This window comes from Nocardia sp. NBC_01329 (genome assembly GCF_035956715.1).
Classification (GTDB): domain Bacteria; phylum Actinomycetota; class Actinomycetes; order Mycobacteriales; family Mycobacteriaceae; genus Nocardia.
The window spans coordinates 2,130,934-2,148,472 of sequence record NZ_CP108381.1 but is presented as its reverse complement, the minus strand read 5'-3'; the positions used below and the strand labels follow the sequence as shown (position 1 = coordinate 2,148,472).

General features: G+C 67.4%; 15 protein-coding genes. 8 read left to right on the top strand and 7 right to left on the bottom strand.

Translation table 11 applies throughout. The features are described from left to right. Positions 1 to 38: 38 nt before the first annotated feature. Both OG405_RS10075 and OG405_RS10070 read left to right on the top strand, forming a co-directional pair. A complete protein-coding gene (locus OG405_RS10075) occupies positions 39 to 437 on the top strand; it encodes a GNAT family N-acetyltransferase (RefSeq protein WP_327151353.1) in 399 nt (132 codons plus the stop codon). Between the two features lie 459 nt (positions 438 to 896). Beyond that, entirely contained in the window at positions 897 to 2,114 is a 1,218-nt protein-coding gene (locus tag OG405_RS10070) for a PucR family transcriptional regulator (RefSeq protein WP_327151352.1), read from the top strand. Positions 2,115 to 2,117: 3 nt separating this feature from the next. Here the strand turns inward: OG405_RS10070 and OG405_RS10065 are convergent, their stop codons facing one another. Next, positions 2,118 to 2,582: a hypothetical protein gene (locus OG405_RS10065; protein WP_327151351.1), complete on the bottom strand. Its 465-nt coding sequence runs from the start codon at positions 2,580 to 2,582 to the stop codon at positions 2,118 to 2,120. A 237-nt stretch (positions 2,583 to 2,819) separates the two neighbouring features. Between OG405_RS10065 and OG405_RS10060 the strand changes: the two genes are divergently transcribed. Next, entirely contained in the window at positions 2,820 to 3,596 is a 777-nt protein-coding gene (locus OG405_RS10060; RefSeq protein ID WP_442790687.1) for a M50 family metallopeptidase, read from the top strand. Between the two features lie 14 nt (positions 3,597 to 3,610). Here the strand turns inward: OG405_RS10060 and OG405_RS10055 are convergent, their stop codons facing one another. After that, positions 3,611 to 4,387: a siderophore-interacting protein gene (locus tag OG405_RS10055; RefSeq protein WP_327151350.1), complete on the bottom strand. Its 777-nt coding sequence runs from the start codon at positions 4,385 to 4,387 to the stop codon at positions 3,611 to 3,613. Positions 4,388 to 4,535: 148 nt separating this feature from the next. On the opposite strand from OG405_RS10055, the gene OG405_RS10050 reads away from it, so the two are divergent. Beyond that, positions 4,536 to 5,789, top strand: a complete 1,254-nt coding sequence (locus OG405_RS10050) for a phthiocerol/phthiodiolone dimycocerosyl transferase family protein (protein WP_327151349.1) — start codon at positions 4,536 to 4,538, stop codon at positions 5,787 to 5,789. A gap of 4 nt (positions 5,790 to 5,793) precedes the next feature. Here OG405_RS10050 and OG405_RS10045 read toward each other — a convergent pair whose 3' ends face one another. After that, the gene (locus tag OG405_RS10045) at positions 5,794 to 7,170 is read right to left on the bottom strand and encodes a metallophosphoesterase (protein ID WP_327151348.1); all 1,377 of its coding nucleotides are present in this window, start codon (positions 7,168 to 7,170) and stop codon (positions 5,794 to 5,796) included. 229 nt (positions 7,171 to 7,399) lie between these two features. Then, positions 7,400 to 9,505, bottom strand: a complete 2,106-nt coding sequence (locus tag OG405_RS10040) for an AMP-binding protein (RefSeq protein WP_442790744.1) — start codon at positions 9,503 to 9,505, stop codon at positions 7,400 to 7,402. A gap of 299 nt (positions 9,506 to 9,804) precedes the next feature. Here OG405_RS10040 and OG405_RS10035 point away from each other — a divergent pair, with 299 nt between their 5' ends. Together OG405_RS10035 and OG405_RS10030 are read left to right on the top strand one after the other, a co-directional pair. Beyond that, positions 9,805 to 10,023: a hypothetical protein gene (locus tag OG405_RS10035; RefSeq protein ID WP_327151346.1), complete on the top strand. Its 219-nt coding sequence runs from the start codon at positions 9,805 to 9,807 to the stop codon at positions 10,021 to 10,023. A gap of 56 nt (positions 10,024 to 10,079) precedes the next feature. Next, the gene (locus OG405_RS10030; protein ID WP_327151345.1) at positions 10,080 to 11,000 is read left to right on the top strand and encodes an LLM class F420-dependent oxidoreductase; all 921 of its coding nucleotides are present in this window, start codon (positions 10,080 to 10,082) and stop codon (positions 10,998 to 11,000) included. A gap of 49 nt (positions 11,001 to 11,049) precedes the next feature. Here the strand turns inward: OG405_RS10030 and OG405_RS10025 are convergent, their stop codons facing one another. The 3 genes from OG405_RS10025 to OG405_RS10015 form a co-directional block, all read right to left on the bottom strand. Continuing rightward, complete coding sequence (locus OG405_RS10025) at positions 11,050 to 12,495, bottom strand: three-helix bundle dimerization domain-containing protein (RefSeq protein ID WP_327151344.1); 1,446 nt, start codon at positions 12,493 to 12,495, stop codon at positions 11,050 to 11,052. Positions 12,496 to 12,625: 130 nt separating this feature from the next. Further along, complete coding sequence (locus tag OG405_RS10020; protein WP_327151343.1) at positions 12,626 to 14,203, bottom strand: phytoene desaturase family protein; 1,578 nt, start codon at positions 14,201 to 14,203, stop codon at positions 12,626 to 12,628. 64 nt (positions 14,204 to 14,267) lie between these two features. Next, a complete protein-coding gene (locus tag OG405_RS10015; RefSeq protein WP_327151342.1) occupies positions 14,268 to 15,827 on the bottom strand; it encodes an AIM24 family protein in 1,560 nt (519 codons plus the stop codon). A 321-nt stretch (positions 15,828 to 16,148) separates the two neighbouring features. On the opposite strand from OG405_RS10015, the gene OG405_RS10010 reads away from it, so the two are divergent. Both OG405_RS10010 and OG405_RS10005 read left to right on the top strand, forming a co-directional pair. Then, positions 16,149 to 16,499 carry a hypothetical protein gene (locus OG405_RS10010; RefSeq protein ID WP_327151341.1) on the top strand — a complete coding sequence of 117 codons (351 nt, stop codon included), beginning with the start codon at positions 16,149 to 16,151 and terminating at the stop codon, positions 16,497 to 16,499. Positions 16,500 to 16,725: 226 nt separating this feature from the next. Continuing rightward, positions 16,726 to 17,534 (top strand): IS5 family transposase gene (locus tag OG405_RS10005; protein WP_327147135.1). Its coding sequence is split into 2 segments (ribosomal slippage): positions 16,726 to 17,073 and positions 17,076 to 17,534, totalling 807 coding nucleotides; the frame shifts between segments, so codons are not numbered across the junction. Positions 17,535 to 17,539 lie beyond the last annotated feature (5 nt).

The window sequence follows — 17,539 nt, the reverse complement described above, 5'->3', positions numbered from 1 at the left end:
CCGGTGCCGGTGCCGGTGCCGGTGCCGAGAGGAGCAGGATGTACGCGGATCTCCGCATCCGTTTCACCGTTGACGATGGGGAGCTTTCCCGGCTGCACGCCGAGGCATTCGGTGGTGATCCGGTGCTGATCCCCTGGACGACCCGGCTGGAACGACACAGCCGATCATGGGTCGGCGCGTTCGTCGGTGATCGGCTCGTCGGCTTCGTGCACGCGGTCTGGGACGGTGGGCGGCACGCGTTCCTTCTCGACACCGCAGTCGCTCCCGACCTCCGGCGCCGGCGCATTGCCACCGATATGGTCGAGGCCCTCGTCGCCGACCTGACCCGGCAGGGAATCGAGTGGCTCCACGTCGACTACGAGCCGCACCTCGCCGACTTCTATCGTGATATCTGCGGGTTCCGGGACACCGGGGCCGGTCTGCTCCGGCTCAACTGACAGCGATGGTGCCCGCCTGCACCCGCCGAGCTGCGAGTCCTGTTCGCCACCGCGGGGCACTCGCGGAGGTGGCCGATGCGGGTGATACCGGTACTGAGGTCACCGTCGCGAGCCGGACCGGTCGGCGACTGCACAGCGGCGCCCCCGATACCGCTACGACCTGCACGATCGCCGTGCCGACCGCGGACGGCGGCGTGATCCGGGTACGCGTCGACAGCGCCCCGGCGATACCGCGAGCGCCTGCGCCGGAGCCCAACGCGCGGCACACACCCTTGCACCCGCGCTTCCTGTCTGGGTAGGCGGTTCGACTGTAACCCGGACAACTGTGAACGGTCACAAGGCAGATGGTTCGATCTGCACGGTCGTCCAATCGAGTTCGTAAACCCACCCGCGATGCGGCACATGATCATTACTGTTGTGCCCCAGTCTCGCCACTCAGGGGTATAAGGAGTCAGCAGCATGACAGTCGATTCGACCAGAACGAAGCTGACGCTATCCGGCCGACCCATGTCGGCCCCGCTACAGGACGTGCGCAAACTGTCTCGGCGGATGGTGGGCCATTTCGTGGAGAACGTGGTTCCGTGCGGCACCCTGCCCGGCGACGCGATCCACGGTGATGTCACCACCATCACCCGCACCTGTCTCGAACTCGCGGTCAGCATGCTCGACGGTAAGGACATCCCGGAGAAGACGCGGCGGCTGGAGAACGCCGCGGCCGGCTGGGCGCGCGAGGGGGTTCCGATCGACACCATTCACCACGCCGTCCACGAGGGCTTCCGGCTCGGCCTGGACCTGGTGGTGTCCAACGCCACGGTCACCGACTATTCGGCACTGGTCGACGGCGCGAAACTGGTCGTCGAGATGCTGGACAAGATGACCGTCTGCATCTCCATGGCCTATGTCCGCGAACTACGCTCGGTGGTGAGCGAACACCACACTGCCGTCCATACGCTGACCTCCGCACTGCTGGGCGGGCACAGTACCTCGACGATGGCCCGTGAATGCGGTATCGAGATCGCCGCCGCCTACACCGTCCTCGCGATGGCCATTCCGGCGCACCCGGACGAAGCGGTGCCCGCGCTCGACGGCAAAGTGGTGGCGCGGCGCAAACTGCGCCGGGTCCAGGCCGAGCTGGCGACCCGATGCGATGATTCGGCACTGTCGCTGCTGAGCGTGGACGGTGGCACGGTGCTGCTGCCGTCCGAAATCCTGGCCGGGGAGGCACTCGTCGAGCTGGTCGCCCAGCTGTCTCGGGCGGCGCAGGTGCCGATATGCGCGGCGGCGGTGGAGGCACCCACCGCGGAAGTGCCCTCGGCGGCAGATCAGGCCCACGAACTGCTGGATATGGTGCAGCGACTCGACTGTGTGCCCGGACTGTACCGATTCGACGATATGGCACTGGAGTATCAGCTCACCCGACCCGGCCCCGGGCGGGAATACCTGGGCTCGCTGCTGGATCCGCTGGACGACCATCCGGAGTTGCTGGAAACCCTGCAGCGTCATATCAGCAACAATCTGAATCGGCAGCGCACCGCGCGTCTCATGCACATCCACACCAACACCATCGATTATCGGCTCAAGCGGGTTGCCCAGCTCACCGGTTTCGATCCCACCCAGCCGTCGGGGCTGTGGTACCTGCGCTCGGCGCTCGTCGCGCGCAGCTACCGCGCGAGCTGATCGTCACGGACGTTTCCGCCCACTGCGCACCTGCGCCACATAGGCACGCGATACCGCCGCGGTCAGGGTGTCCAGAACATCGACCGGGAAACAGCCGTCCACATTGTCGGCCACACCGGCCGATGTCCGCCGCCCGGCCGGATCACGGAGCCCCAGACCACTTTTCACGCCCTCGTGTAGCGCGTGCTGGATGATCTCCAGTGGTATCCCCTCCCGCGCCCAGCGAGCGGCAGCCACCTCCAGCCTGGCCAGCACCTGACGCCCGGAGGGGTCCGAATCGTCCAGCAGCGCCAGCGCCAGACCCAATCCCACACGGAAGGCAGTCTCGAAATCCGATCCGGGTCGTTCGGTCTTCTCCGAGTCCACATCCTTCACCGACCAGATGCGCATCAGCTCGGCCGGATCCGGCACTTCGAACAGCTCCCCGGAGTCCTCGGGTTCACGGCCGTATTGCTCACTCGTGCACATACGTGTTCCCTCCACCAGCGACCGGCAACCGATATGGACAAACGTATAGTTACCCGCCCGTTGCTGTACGACACATCGCCCGGACTTCGGTCCACCTAGGAACCCGACTCGACAAAGATAGTGAGACGTCCCATCAACAGATACTTCGACTTCGTACAGTCGCCTACCGGACGGCCCGGTCGTCGCACCCGCCCGTACGGTGAGCGCACCGCCGCTCCCCCCGGTTAAGGTGCGGCGGTGGATACCGGTGATCTGATAGACCGCAGCAGTTCCATCGCGGAGCGGCTCACGACGACCCAGGCGGCGCCGCCGCCCTGGTTGGTACTCGCCACCGCGGTGGCGGCCTTGATACTGGTCGGGTACGGGCCCTTGTGGCGGATCACCCGCAATGTGGTCACCATCGCGCACGAGGGCGGGCACGCGTTGGTCGCTCTGCTGAGCGGACGTCGGCTGAACGCCATTACGCTGCATTCGGATACTTCGGGTCTCACCGTCTCCAGTGGAAAACCGTTCGGACTCGGCATGATCCTGACGGCGCTGGCCGGCTATCCGGCGCCGCCCCTGGTCGGCCTCGGTTTCGCGGCGCTGCTGGGCGCCGGACGGATCACTCTTATGCTGTGGATCGCGATCGCCGCCCTCGCCGTGATGCTGGCGATGATCCGCAATGTGTACGGCGTGGTCTCCGTGGTGAGTACCGGCGCACTGGTTTTCGCGGTGTCCTGGTTCGGTTCCGACGCCCTGCAGGCCGGGTTCGCGTATCTCGCGACCTGGCTACTGTTGCTCGCCGGCAGCCGGCCGGTGCTGGAACTGCAGCGCACCCGCTCACGGGTGCGTAACGGCACCACCGATGCCGACCAACTGGCCCGGCTCACCCGGCTGCCCGGCCTGTTCTGGGTGGTCGTATTCCTGGCCGTCGCCCTGGGCGCGCTCGCACTCGGGGCCGGGCTGCTCCTGTCGGCGACCCAGGGCATCTGCCTACCGATCCCCAACGGGGCGGACTGCCCGGCGAACTGAGCGCGCCGGGCGGACTATCCTGCCGTCTCGGCCTCGGCGAGTTCCCTCTTCCAGACGCGGAAACTCTCCTCGGTGCGGCCCCGGCGCCAATACCCGGAGATGGAGGCGAACTCCGCGGAGACGCCGCGTTCCTTACGGATGTAGGAGCGCAGATTGTGCATCACCGCCTGCGCCTCACCGTGGATGAAAACCTGCGCCCGGCCGGGCAGCCACGCCGCCGCGCGGACCGCGCCGATCAGCGGCGCGTTGTCCCCGGCGCGATCGTCGCCGACCTCATGGGCGGCGCCTCCGCGATGCACCCAGGTGACGTCCACCAGCGCTTTGGAGGTGAGGGCGATCTCGTCGGCGGAGTCGGCGACCTCGATGAACACCTTGGCGGGCGCGCCATCGGGTAGCGCCTCCACCGCCGCGGAGATGGCCGGCAGCGCGGCCTCGTCACCGGCGAGCAGGTGCCAGTCCGCATCCGCACGTGGCGCGTACGCGCCGCTGGGGCCGAAGAAGGTGACCTGTTCGCCGGGCCGGACCACAGCGGCCCAGGGCCCCGCGATGCCCTCGTCGCCGTGCACCACGAAATCGATGGCGATCTCGCGGGCCGCACTGTCCACGGAACGGACTGTGTAGGTGCGCATGACCTCGCCGCCGGGCCGGTCGAACAGCAGTTTCACGTAGGCGTCGGTGAACGCGTTCCTATCGAAATCGTCGAATCCGGGGTCGCCGAGATACACCCTGACGATATGCGGGCCGAGCCACTCCGTCCGGGCGACGGTCATGGTCGTGCGCTTCCTGGCCATCCGGCCTCCTCACTAATTAGGCTTACCTAAGCAACGTACCAGCCGTTGCGAAGGCGCTGTGTAGCGTCCGTCTCCTACTGACCGAAATATGAGGCAAGGAACCATTTTTGGGTTAATCTCACACAAACTTCCGGACGAAGGCACAACCATGACCGCGGCAACTGTCATCCGCCCGCTCGCGCCCAGCGAACAGATCTTCGCATTCAGCGAAGTTTTCGTCGGATACTGCGCCCGAATGTCCGGAAAGCTCGACCTCAGCGCCCTGGCCGCCGCTTTCGAAGCCCTGGTCACGGCCCATCCCATTCTCGGCGCACAGCTCGCACCCACCGAGCCGGTCGGGCACACCCTGGTCACCTCCGGCCCTCCCGAAGTCGTGCTGACCGTCGCCGACGGCGATCCGGAACTGCTGCTCACCGGCGCCGAACCCGATCAGCGAAGAGCCCTGGGCACCCTGCACGTGGTGCGGTCCGGGGATACGTCGAGCGTCACGCTGCTGGTCCATCACAGCATCGCCGACGCCACCCACGCGCTGAATCTGCTCGAACGACTGTGGCACTGCTATGTGGCAGCCGCAGCCGGCCGGATGCCCGCGCTCCCGGCGGACGGGCAGCCGATGCCGGTGGAGGATCTGCTCGCCGCCCGAGGAATCGTGCGCCGCCCGGTCCCGGGTAGCGCCGCGCCGCCGCGTATCACACCACCGCTGCCCCCGGCCGATGCGTTGAATGCGAACGAGAACGAATACCCGCCGCTGCTCACCACCCGCTGCCGGCTCAGCCGGGACCAGACCGCCGCCCTCGTCTCCTACGGGCGCCGCGCCGGGGTGACCGTGCACAGCCTGGTGGCCGCGGCGCTGCTGCTCACCGAGTCCGAGGCCCGGCAACTTCCGGTCGACGAACTGCTGTGTTCGTATTCGGTCGATCTGCGCCGCCGGGTCCGGCCCCGGATCGGACCGACCGAGGGAACGAACGTGCTGGGCTTCGCCGGCTACCGGCCCGGCCCCGGCACCGCGGGCACGCTCACCGCGCTGGCGCACGGGGTTTTCCACGCGTTACGCGCCGGGCTGGCTTCCGGCCACATCCAGCAGACCCCGCTACAGCTCCCCGACACCCTGGCCGCGCCACCGGCCAATCCGTTCGACACGGTGATGACCACCAATTGGGGACGATTACCCCGGCTCTCGGTGCCGACCCTGCTGATCCACGATTTCCGCACCACCATGATCGCCAAGCCCGACCCGACCGGCCGCCGACCTCCACAAGCAGGCGGCGGAACCAGCATCATCAGCACCTACGACGACCGTCTCAGCGTCGAGATCCACCATCCCCCCGAGTTCACTCCGGTGCAGACACCCCGGATCGAACAGCTGGAGAATCTGCTCACTCGCCTCCGGCCCCCGCAGTAACGGATCAGACCCCCTGAAGTGCCGCCAGCTCGAGCACCGTGACGTCCGACGGCGCCGCGGCCCGCACCGGCGGTCCCCAAGCCCCGGCGCCGCGAGTCACGTACAGCGCGGTCCCCCCGTACAGTTCCAGCCCCGCGACGGTCGGATTGGCCAGCCGAGCGATCAGATTGCCCGGCCACAACTGGCCCCCATGGGTATGTCCCGACAATTGCAGGTCGACCCCGTAGGCCACCGATTTCTGGACCACCACCGGCTGATGCGCCAGCAGTACACAAGCCCGGCTTGTGTCCCGGCCCTGCAGGGCAGCCGCGAAATCGGGTCCGCGGCCGATAGCGGTTCCCCGCGGATCGTCGACGCCGGCCAGATCGAAATCGGGCAGGGACACCCGATCGTTGAGCAGGACCTTCATCCCGAGCTCGCTTACCCGGGTGAGCCATTCGTCGGCGTCGGAGATGTACTCGTGGTTTCCCGGTACGAAATAAACGCCCAGGGGCGCGTTGAGGCCGGCCAGCGGTTCGGTTTCGGCCCGCAGATCAGCCGCCGTGCCATCCGCGAGGTCGCCGGCGACCGCGATCAGGTCCGGACGGGTGTCGTTCACCGTACGTACCACCCGTTCGCAGAACGCGCGGCCCAGCGCGGGGCCCAGATGCAGATCGCTGAGCAGGGTGATCCGCAGACCATGTGCCGCGGCGGGCAGCTTCGCCAAGGGAACGGTCACCCGGCGTACCGCCGGGCCGTCGAGCACTCCGTAGGTTCCGGTACCGACGATCGCACCGGCCGCGACAACGGTTGCCCCGGCCGCCAGCCGGGAGACGAGCATCCGCCGCGAGAGCGGGCGCCGAGCCGGAGGCCCTGGTTCGGCAGTGGGTGCCACCGGTGGCAGTCCGGCCACCACAGGACCTGCGGGCCCGGGCGTCCAGTCCGGCGGGACACCCGAGCCGGAGGCTTCGCCGACGGACGCGCCGACCCGTTGCGGCGCGACCCCGGCCGTGGCCGGGGCAGGAGCGACCGCCGCGGCGGTGCTCGTACCGTCATCCGCCGGCGCGGCGGTACCCGCGTCCCGGCGCACCAGCCCCCGCAACAGCAGCGGTCGGACGAGCTCACCGGCCAGCACGCCGAGCAGCAGATAGAGGAAAAGCGCCGCCCACAGGAATCCGGGCCAGGTCAGCCAGCGCCAGGAAGCCCGGTCCACACCGGTGAACATCACCGCGAACGCGCCACACATCACACACGCGCCGATCGCCGATACCGCGGCGCCGGGTATCCGCCAGCGGGATCCGTCCCGAGTGGTGTCACGCACCAGCCGCCGCCACAGGTACCAATGCAGCACTGCGATCAACCACGCCACGGCCAGTCCGGTGAGCACGGAAACTACTACCACGGAGGATGCCTCTCCCGACCTATTGATTGTGCGGCTGCTGAATCTACCCCTCGCTGCCCGGCCCTCCGTGGCCCCCGCACCTGTTACCTCGTCTCGCGGCCGCACTCCTGTACACGGGCCCGGCCCGGCAACCATGGATAACTCCATGTCGCGGTGATCATCGGGTACCGCGGCATCGCAGCGGCATTCGGGTTTCCGAGCTCCGCACACCGCGTGCGGGCGGCCGGCGTCATACCGAACCGGTGGCGCCCAGTCCGACCGGACCCGGCGGCGGGAGTTCCCCGTCCGGCCGTCCGGCCAGCAGCCATTTCAGAATCTTCCCGGTCTCCCCGCGCGGTAACGCCGACATGAAGGTCACATCCCGGGGGACGGAGAACCGGCTCAGCCGATGCCGGATATAGGTGCGGACCATATCCGAATCCAGTCCGGACCCTTCATGTTTCACCACGAAGGCCGCCAGCCGCTGACCGAATTCGGGATCCGGTACCCCCACCACCGCGACTTCGCTCACCTGGGGCAGATGCGCGAGGGCTTCTTCCACCGGACGCGGGAAGACGTTCTCGCCACCGGAGATGATCATCTCGTCGTCACGTCCGGCGATGAACAACCGGCCGTTGACATCGAAGTATCCGAGATCACCGGTGTCGAGCATCCCGTGTGCCTCGTCGGGCGGCGCCGAGTTGACGTAGCCGTCGAACAGCATGTGATTGCCGACGAAGATATGTCCGGTCGCGCCGATCGGTACCGGTTTGTGGTCGGGGCCCAGCACCGAGACCCGCGTGCCGAGCGGCGGTCGGCCCGCGGTGGTGGGCGCGAAGCGCAGATCCTCGGGAGTGGCGATGGTCGCCCAGGAGACCTCGGTGGATCCGTAGACGTTGTAGAGGATATCGCCGTAGGCGTCCATGAACCGCAGAACCGTGGCCCCCGCCAGCGGCGCCCCGCAACTGATGACGTGACGCAGGCTGGAGGTGTCGTAGTGGGCGCGCACGGCCGGGGGCAGGTCGAGGATCCGGTTCACCATGGTGGGCACCACGATCATGGTGGTGACCCCGTGTTCGGCGACCGCGCGCAGGCAGTCCTCGGCGTCGAAACGTTCCGGCAGCACCACCGTGCACCGCAGCGCGGTGCTCAGCTGCAATCCGGCCAGCCCCCAGGTGTGGAACAGTGGGGCCGGGATGAGCATGGTCGATTCCATCTCCATCGGGATCCGCGACAGCAGCGCGGCGATGGTGCCGAATCCTTTGGGGTGTGGCCGGCGCGCACCTTTCGGGATTCCACTGGTACCCGAGGTGAGCACGATCAGCCGGCCCGGCTGGGTGGGCTGACGAAAGTCGTTCTCCCCCCACTCGATCAGATCCTCGAGGGTGTAGCGGTCGGGGAACGGCGGCCGCAGATCGGTGTTGTACCGGAGGATATCGTCGTGCAGGTAGTGCACCAACTGTTCGAGGTCACCGTCGACGAAGAGGGCCGAGAGCCGATGGCGCTGCACGATCTGCTCGATGGTCCGCGCGGACAGGCCGGCATTGAGCAGGGCGACGTCGACACCGAGCTTTCCGGCGGCGACCATTGTTTCGACCATGCCCGCGTGGTTACGCGAGAGAAGACCGATCGCCTCCCCCGCACCGAGCCCCACCGCCGCCATCGCCCCGGCCAGGGCATTGCTGCGCCGGTCCATATCGGCGAAGGTGCGAGCGCACCGATCGTCGATCACCGCGGCGCGGCGGGGAGAGTACGCGGCCCCGGCCGCATATCCGCCGGCCAGGTTGAAACCCCATTTGTTCAGCGACAGCAGCTGTTTCAGCACCGCGTTGGGCCGGGTCCGCACCACACCGCTGACGGTGACCTGTCGCAGCACCTCGAGCTGGAGCCGCACCAGCGACCCCTCACCGTTGACCACCGTCGAGGTGCGCGCCCCGCGCAGGATGTCGGCGATCCGGCGCAGCCCCTTGGCGGTCCAGTCCTGGATCGCCGCATTCGACAGTTCGGTGATGTCGCGATGCACCCGTCCCGGGGCGAAATAGGTGATCGATACCGTGCAGCGGTCGCCTTCGCCGTACATCCGCAGTGCCGCGAAACTCCCGATCTCCGGTGTGTGCAGTTCCAGACTCTCGTACCATCGGCCGGTCACCATCCGGACCCGCAGCACCCGGATACCGGCTTCCGTTGTACCGATACGGAATTCGAGCTCCGGCTGTTCCCCGGGGACGTCCAGTCGCGCGCACGCTCCGATACCGGTGAACACCCGCGGATAGGTCTGCGGGTCGAGGAGCAGATCCCAGACAGCGGCGCGCGCAGCGGGGATTTCCGCGACCATATCGATGACGTCGGTAACCAACTCCGCAACTTCTCGTCGGCCCGCAACGAACAACTGGGCCGGCGGGTAACCCATCTGTAACGTCCCTCACGGTAGCGCGGCGGGACATTTGTTACCAGCGAGTAGGAACGCTCTGTGACAGGTCACGAAGCCGTGCCCGGCGTTCACCGGACCGGCCGCACCCGCCGTTGGAAGTTTGTCCGATCCCCCGCCGACCGCGGTGTGAGAACTCCCAGCGACCGCTCGCTCCGCCCGCACCTCCGTTGTGCGCGAATTACATTCGGCCGCGTATCACTCGTTCCGAGCTCGGAGGACCCCCGATGCACCAGACCCGACGCCGGGTAGTCATCACCCATATCGACGAGATTCTGGACTATTTCGGTAAATGCGCATCCTGCGGGTATCCGGCCCGTGCCGAATCCATCAGACGTGTTTTCGACAACGGTGAGATCGAAACCCTCGTCATCGCCGGCTGCGCACTGCCCTGCGGATGGACCGACCGCGTTCTGCCCACCAAGATGACCGGCCCCGCCGCCTGAACTCTCCGGCATGCCACCCGGCGGGGGCACCCGGCCGGTGCGGCACGATGAGGAATATGGAACTGCGAATCTTCACCGAACCACAGCAGGGCGCCGACTACCCGACACTGCTGCACGTGGCCCGCGCCGCCGAGGACCTCGGCTTCGGGGCATTCTTCCGTTCCGACCACTATCTGCACATGGGCTCGGTGGACGGCCTGCCCGGACCTACCGACGCCTGGATCACCCTGGCCGGCCTGGCCCGCGAGACCAGCCGGATCCGCCTCGGCACGCTCGTCACGGCTGCTACCTTCCGGCTGCCGGGACCACTCGCGATCCAGGTGGCGCAGGTCGACCAGATGTCGGGCGGCCGGGTGGAGCTCGGGCTGGGCACCGGCTGGTTCGCCGACGAGCACACCGCGTACGGGATACCGTTCCCGGACGATAGGTTCGGCCGGTTCGAAGAGCAGCTGGCTGTGCTCACCGGACTCTGGGAAACCGGACTCGGAGAGACCTTCGACTTCACCGGGAAGTACTACGAACTGGTGAAATCTCCCGCCCTGCCGAAGCCGGTCCAGCAGCCGGTACCGGTGATCGTCGGCGGGCAGGGTCCGAAACGCACCCCGCGGATCGCGGCACGATACGCGACCGAGTTCAATATCCCGTTCGTCTCGGTAGCCGACAGCGCCGCCCAGTTCGACCGGGTCCGCGCGGCAGTAGCCGCGCAGGGCCGGGCCGCCGACAGCATGGTGTACTCCGCTGCGCTGGTGGCCTGCGTGGGATCGAACGAGGCCGAGATCGCGCGTCGAGCCGGCGCGATCGGCCGCGAGGTGGCGGAGCTGCGGGCCAACGGGCTGGCCGGTTCCCCTGCCGAGGTCGTCGACAAGATCGGCCGTTATCGTGAGATCGGCACCCAGCGGATCTACCTCCAGATCCTGGATCTGGCCGACCTGGACCACCTCGCCCTCATCGCCGACCAGGTCGCTACACAGTTGTGAGGTCCGCCGGCGGACGGCGAACACGGCGCCGCCCGCCCCGGTCACCGGATCACTCGTAAGCCGCGGCTACCCCGTCGATCAGGTGTTCGAGAGTTTCGTAGGCCGGAACATCGACGATATCGACCAGGTCCGGAGAGACCGCCACATCGTGTTCGGTGACCACTTCGTCGAAGCGGGCGACATCCCCGGTCCGGAAACCGTGCTCGGCGGCCAGCGACTGCAACTCCGTGTCATTGTGCAGCAGTGCGCCGATATCCTCACCTTCCGGAGTCAGCGGAACGACCGTGTGCCGGGACAGCACGGTGGGCGACGGGTACAGCAGGACCATATCCCTACGCAGCCGTTTCCCGACCGCCGCCGACACGTACTGCGCTTCGTAGATCCAGGTCATCGGGGTGGGCCCCATACCCGCGGTGAGGTACTCCTCGAACGGGCCCACGCTGGACCCCTCGGTGTAGCCCTGGGCAAGGAGCAGGCGCTGTAGCGTCGGCAATACATGCTGTTCGGCCGTCGCACCGCGCACCACGGCGTGATCGTTGACGACATAGCTCGCCACCGCCAGATACATCGCCGCCGAATTCGAGGTCCGGGCGTCGGTCGTGCTCACCAGGATGTTCTTACCCACCTGGTAGGAGGTGTTGCCGGGCAGCTCGTCCCACCGCACACCGCGCTGGACCAACTCGATATAGGCCGAGAAATCCAAAGTGGGCGCGGGACCGTCGAATTTCACCACTCCGGCCTTGTCCAGCAGTTGCACGATAGGGGTGAATGTGGCGATCGCCATCGGCGAATAGAACGGCACGAACTGGGTCCTCGCCCCGACCTCACGTTTCAGCCGCTCGGCTGCGGGCAGGCTGGACGGGAACGCGAACGCCTTGCCCTCCAGATCCATCGAGCTGGAGATCTCCCGCGATCCGGCCGCCTCGACTCGCACGTCGTATCCGTGCGCGGCGAAAACGTCGGCGACACGCTCGTCGCCGAAGAATGCCGCCTTCTCCGACCCGACCACCCCGGTGACCTTCTTCAGGGGCGCCCCGGCCGCCGGCGCGGCGGGGGCCGGATCCGAAGGCGATACCGCCCAGGCCGTCGCCCCCACCGCCACCACACCCGCGGCCCCCGCCAAAGCGAACAGCCCGCGCCGGTCGGTGGTCAGTTTGCGGGGGCTCTCCCCTCCGGGGAATTCGCCGGTGACAGCGGGCTCGGTGGCCTGTCCCACCGATACCGGCGCGCCCGCAACCGCGGTGACGGTCTCCGGTTGCTCCGGAGTTTCGAGTTTCCGACGCACCATCCGCTCGACGAGAATGGGAACGAAATCGCGCACCGTACTTTCGGCGAAGCGTGCATGTGCTGTTCTGATCGCTACGTTCACCTCGTCGGGGGAACGATTCTCGGAGTAGGCGGCAGCCAACCGGCCCGCGAGTTCGCGTATCGCTTTCTGCTCCCGGGCCGCCTTGTCCTCGGGAGCCCTCTGCTTCGGAACGGTATCGAGTGCCACGTATTTCTCCTCGGCGCCGGCATGAAATCGAAACGACCCGCCGGGCCGATCCACAGCCGACAACCCTACCGTCACAGAGTATTCGGATACTCCCATCGGTGAGCGGCGCAGCCGATTCTCCGACCAGAATTCACCCCGTATTTCCCGGGCGCTGGGCGGCGGTTTCCGCGAGGACGGCCATGGCCGCATTGTGCCCGCCGATTCCACTCACTCCGCCGCCGCGCACGGCGCCCGCACCGCAGCGCAGAACATTGGCGTGACCGGTATCGACCCCCCAGCGCTGGGCGGGTGTGTCGGCGGCACCGGCGAGATACGGAAAGGACAGATCGCCGTGGAAGATATGCCCGCCGGGGAGCCGGAGTGAGCGTTGCAGGTCCACCGGGGTGGCGGCGTCCAGGCAGAGGACGCCGTGGGCGTCGCGAGCCAGGCAGTCGTGGACGGGTTCGGCCAGCACGGAATCGAGTGCGGCGAGAGTCGCGGTCACCGCCGCCTCCTTGGCGCCTTCCGGATCCACCGCGAAAAGACTTGCCGGAGTGTGCAGTCCGAAAAGGGTGAGAGTATGCCGCGGCGAGCCTGTCGCAGCGGGCGCCGCTATCCCCGGATCGGTCAGCGTATGACAGTAGACCTCCGACGGTGGCGTCGTCGGTAGCCGACCCGCCGCCGCCTCACGGTAGGCGTGTTCGAGCTGTTCATAGGATTCGGCGATATGGAACGTACCGGCGAACGCGTCCTGAACCGCCACTCCGGTATCACGCAACCGCGGCAACCGGTCCAAGACCATATTGATCTTCAGCTGCGCGCCCTCGGGTTTCCGGTCCGCAGACTCCCCCAGGAGGCGGCTCGCCTCGGCAGGCGATGCGTTCACCAGCACATACCGTGCTGCCACCGTACCGGTGGCCGCACCGGCGAACTCGACCTCCGCGACGCGCCCGTCGGTCGCCACGGCGGTCACCCCGGTGCCGGTCACCAATTCCGCTCCCGCCGCACGGGCCGCATCGGCCAATGCGTCGGTCAGCGCGCCCATTCCACCCACCGGCACATCCCAGTCGCCGGTGCCGCCACCGATCACGTGATACAGGAAACACCGGTTCTGCAGCAGCGACGGATCGTGGGCGTGGGTGAAGGTGCCGATCAGCGCATCGGTGAACACCACCCCGCGTACCAGATCGTCGGCGAAATACTGTTCGACGGTCTCGCCGAGCGGCCGCTCGAACAGTTCCGCCCACGCCCGTTCTCCGACCCGCCGGCGCAACTGCGCGCGGGTGGGCAGCGGTTCGGTGAGTGTCGGGAAGACCGCCCGGGCCACTTCGCCGGTCATCGCGTAGAAGCGCTGCCAGGCCTCGAACTCGCGATCCGATCCGGTGGCCCGCGCGAAACTCGCCCGAGTGGCAGCCGGTGACCGGTTGTCGATCAGCAGCCCCGACGATCCGGCCGGTGTGTAGGAGGAGATCCGCCGCTTCCGGGTAGTAAAGCGCAGCCCGAGATCGCGCACAATCCGGTCCGGTAACAGGCTGACCAGGTACGAATACCGGGACAGGTTCACATCGACACCGTCGAACACTCGCGCCGAGACCGCTGCGCCCCCGGTCACCGCGGCCTGTTCCAGTACCAGCACCGCCCGGCCGGCACGGGCCAGATACGCCGCCGCGACGAGGCCGTTGTGCCCGCCACCCACGATCACCACGTCGTACCGGGCCCGCATCACCATATGACGTCGGTACCACACCGGTGCCCATGCGGCACCGGTGCCGCGCGTTCGAGAGCGCCGCGGCCTATCCGAGCAACCCGCCCAGCAGTCCGCCGCTCTGCCCTGCCTCTTGTCCACCGCCGGTGCCGCCGAGCAGGCCGCCGGGTGGCAGTTCCGAGGGCTGCACGATGACGAAGCCCCGACCGGAGAACGACAGCGTGATCCCTTCGCCGGTGCTGCGACCCATGAACCGTCCCAGCCCGAAGGAATCGTTACGTTTGACCCCGGTCTGCAGACTCGAGGACCACGCGATGGCCGCCTGCGGATCGGCGTAGGTGGGTTGATCGACATTGAGCACGACCGGGCTGCCGTGACTGGTGATGGCGATCCGGCCCCGGCCGCTGAACACACAGTTGAACAGGCCGGCGTTACTGGCGAAACCCGCGGCGCCCTGCACCATCCGGATGTCGTAGCCCAGCGTGGGATCGAAGGCGAGCACATTGGACCCGTTGATGGTGAGCCCGTCGGTGCCGTCCAGATCGATGATGTGCACATCGGCCGCGCCGTTGGCGACGAACAGATCACCGCGCCCGGTGACCTTCATCAAGGGCACGCCCTCGCCGGTGAGTCGCTGCTGGATCGCGCGGCCGATCCCGCCGGAACCGAGCGCTTGAAACTGCAGATCGCCCTGGTAGGCGACCATGGCCCCGGAGCGCACCAGCGTTTCACCGTTCACGCCGACCTTGATCATCTTGCCGCCCTGCTTCTGAATGCCCATCCCGGACACTTCGGCATGACGCGGGTCGAACAGCTCGCTGTGCATCGGCTGAGCTCCTTGCTGAGAAGAATGAGCGGGGGCGTGGTGGGCGGGGACCGGCGGCGGAGGCGGGGCGGCAGCCGGTGGGTACGGCTGCTGCGGAGGCAGGTGGCCCGGTGGCGGGTGCCCGGCGGCAGGAGACGGGGCGTGGTATCCGGGCGGCGGGACGGGTTGCGCCGGATACTGTGGCGCCTGGTACTGCGGCGCCGGATACTGCGGCGGCGGTGCCGGTGGAGCGTGATATTGCGTCGATGCAAATCGCTGTCCTGCAACAGGATTCGCTATGACGGTCGGATCGGTCCGCGACGACGGCGGCGAGGGCTGGACCGGCTCGTCGTCCACGTTCACGCCGAAATCGGTGGCTATACCCGCCAGCCCGTCGTCATACCCCTGCCCCACGGCCCGGACCTTCCACGCGCCCGCGCGGCGGTAGATCTCCACACAGACCACTGCCGTCTCGGTGCTCATTTTCGACATCGGGAAGGTGAGCGTGCCCTGCGGCCCGGTGATCGTCGCAGTCAGTGAACCCACCGAGCCGAACGTCGGCGGCCCACTACCGTCCAGGCTCGCGGTCACCACCACCTTGTCGATATCGGCGGGTAGAGCGGGAGTCCGTACATCGACCACATCCCCGCTCCCCCGCCCGTGCCGAAGGGTCACCCCAGGGCCGACCGGCTGATTGAAGAAGACGAAATCGCCGTCGGATCTGACTTTTCCGCCGGCGGCGAGCAGGAGCGCGGAAACATCCACCGGCGCGGAGCAGGTGACAGTCACCGTCAGCCGGTCCCCCGGGGCCGCCCGGTTCTCCCCCGGCGCGAGCGCGGTCATCGTATCCCACCCCACCCCGATACATATCGGACCGGGTATCCGCCGGCCCTCCGGGTGATCCGGCTCCCGGCCGCCCACCCGCATGACATCTGATCCACACCGACGAGTCTGACCGATACCGCCCACGCCGCGCCACCTCTGTATTCGCCACGTCTCCGACGAACGCACCACCAGCGACGAAACACTTGCCCGGTCGCCACCGATCACTACGGTAACCGCCGACGGAACCTGAGAACTTTCACAGCCGCAGCACAGCCAACGGCCAGACCGCAGCGGCATCCTGGAACCAGGCGAGCGGAACTCGGCATCAGGGAGGAACCCATGGTGGACTTCGAGATCACCGGCACCACCGTCACTGTTCACGTCCGCGGCGCACACCGAGTGCTGTCGCTGACCGACCACGTCACCTTCGACCTCGCGAACATCACGGCCGTCGAACCGGCCGAAATCGATCGCCGGCCTCCGTGGGTGCGCGCACCCGGCGCATTCTTCCCTGGTGCCATCGCGGCGGGAACATTCCGCGGCAAGGGCCGAAAAGAATTCTGGGACACCCTTTTCGGCGGCCACGCCGTACGCATCGACCTCCGTGGAACCGATTACACGCGTCTGGTCGTCGATGTCGACGATGTCGACACCGCGATCGGATCGCTACGCCACGCCGCCGCGGCCTGAGCGGCGGCACCCTCGATCCGCCGATCGACCTCCTCGCCGCGGGGCCGATCGGCGGATCTGTCTTCATGTGCCCCGCTCCGGTGGTCGGGCCCCGTGTGACCACGGCCACGGAGGTAAGCCCATCCGGAGAAGACCCGGTCGACGGGGGATACACCGCCCTGTGATCCGGACAGGTTTACAGGGCGTCTTACGTGGATGTAATTCGTTGTGCGGCATAGTGTGACCCGTGGTCGACAGACTTGCTCAGAGACTGGTCCCGGATACGTTGTGGGACATAGTGAAACCGTTGCTACCGGAGTTCAGCCCCAGACCGCAGGGCGGCGGGACTGCACCGGTGGACGAACGAGCTGTGTTCACCGCGGTCGTGTTCGTGTTGACCAGCGGTTGCGCGTGGCGGCACCTGCCGCCGTCGTTCGGGGTGAGCGTCCCGACCGCGCATCGACGGTTCATGGTGTGGGCTGATGCCGGAGTATTCGACGCGCTGCACCGAGAGATACTCGACCGGCTCGGAGCAGCCGGCGAGCTCGACTGGAGTGCGGCGATCCTGGACGCAGCGTCCATACGGGCAAAAAAGGGGGATCTCTGACCGGCCGCAGTCCGGTCGATCGCGGGAAGAAAGGCTCGAAACTTCACGTCATCTCCGATGCGAACGGAATACCGCTGGCCACCGGGGTTTCCGCCGGGAACACTCACGACTCGGTGATGCTGCAACCGATGGTCCAGAAGATCCCGAGGGTGCGGTCGCGGCGCGGCCCGCGCCGCGGGAAACCCGCCAAGTTGCGTGCCGATAAGGGGTACGACTTCGACGTTCACCGCCGCTGGCTCCTCGCTCGCGGGATCGTGCCCCGCATCGCCCGTCGTGGGATCGAGGATCCCACCAGGTTGGGCCGGCACCGGTGGAAGATCGAGCGCACCATCGCATGGTTGACCGGCTACCGGCGTCTCACCATCCGCTACGAACGCCACGGCCATCTCTTCGCAGCATTTCTCCAACTCGCTGCCGCTCTCACCTGCTACAAGAAACTCCCCACGTAAGACAC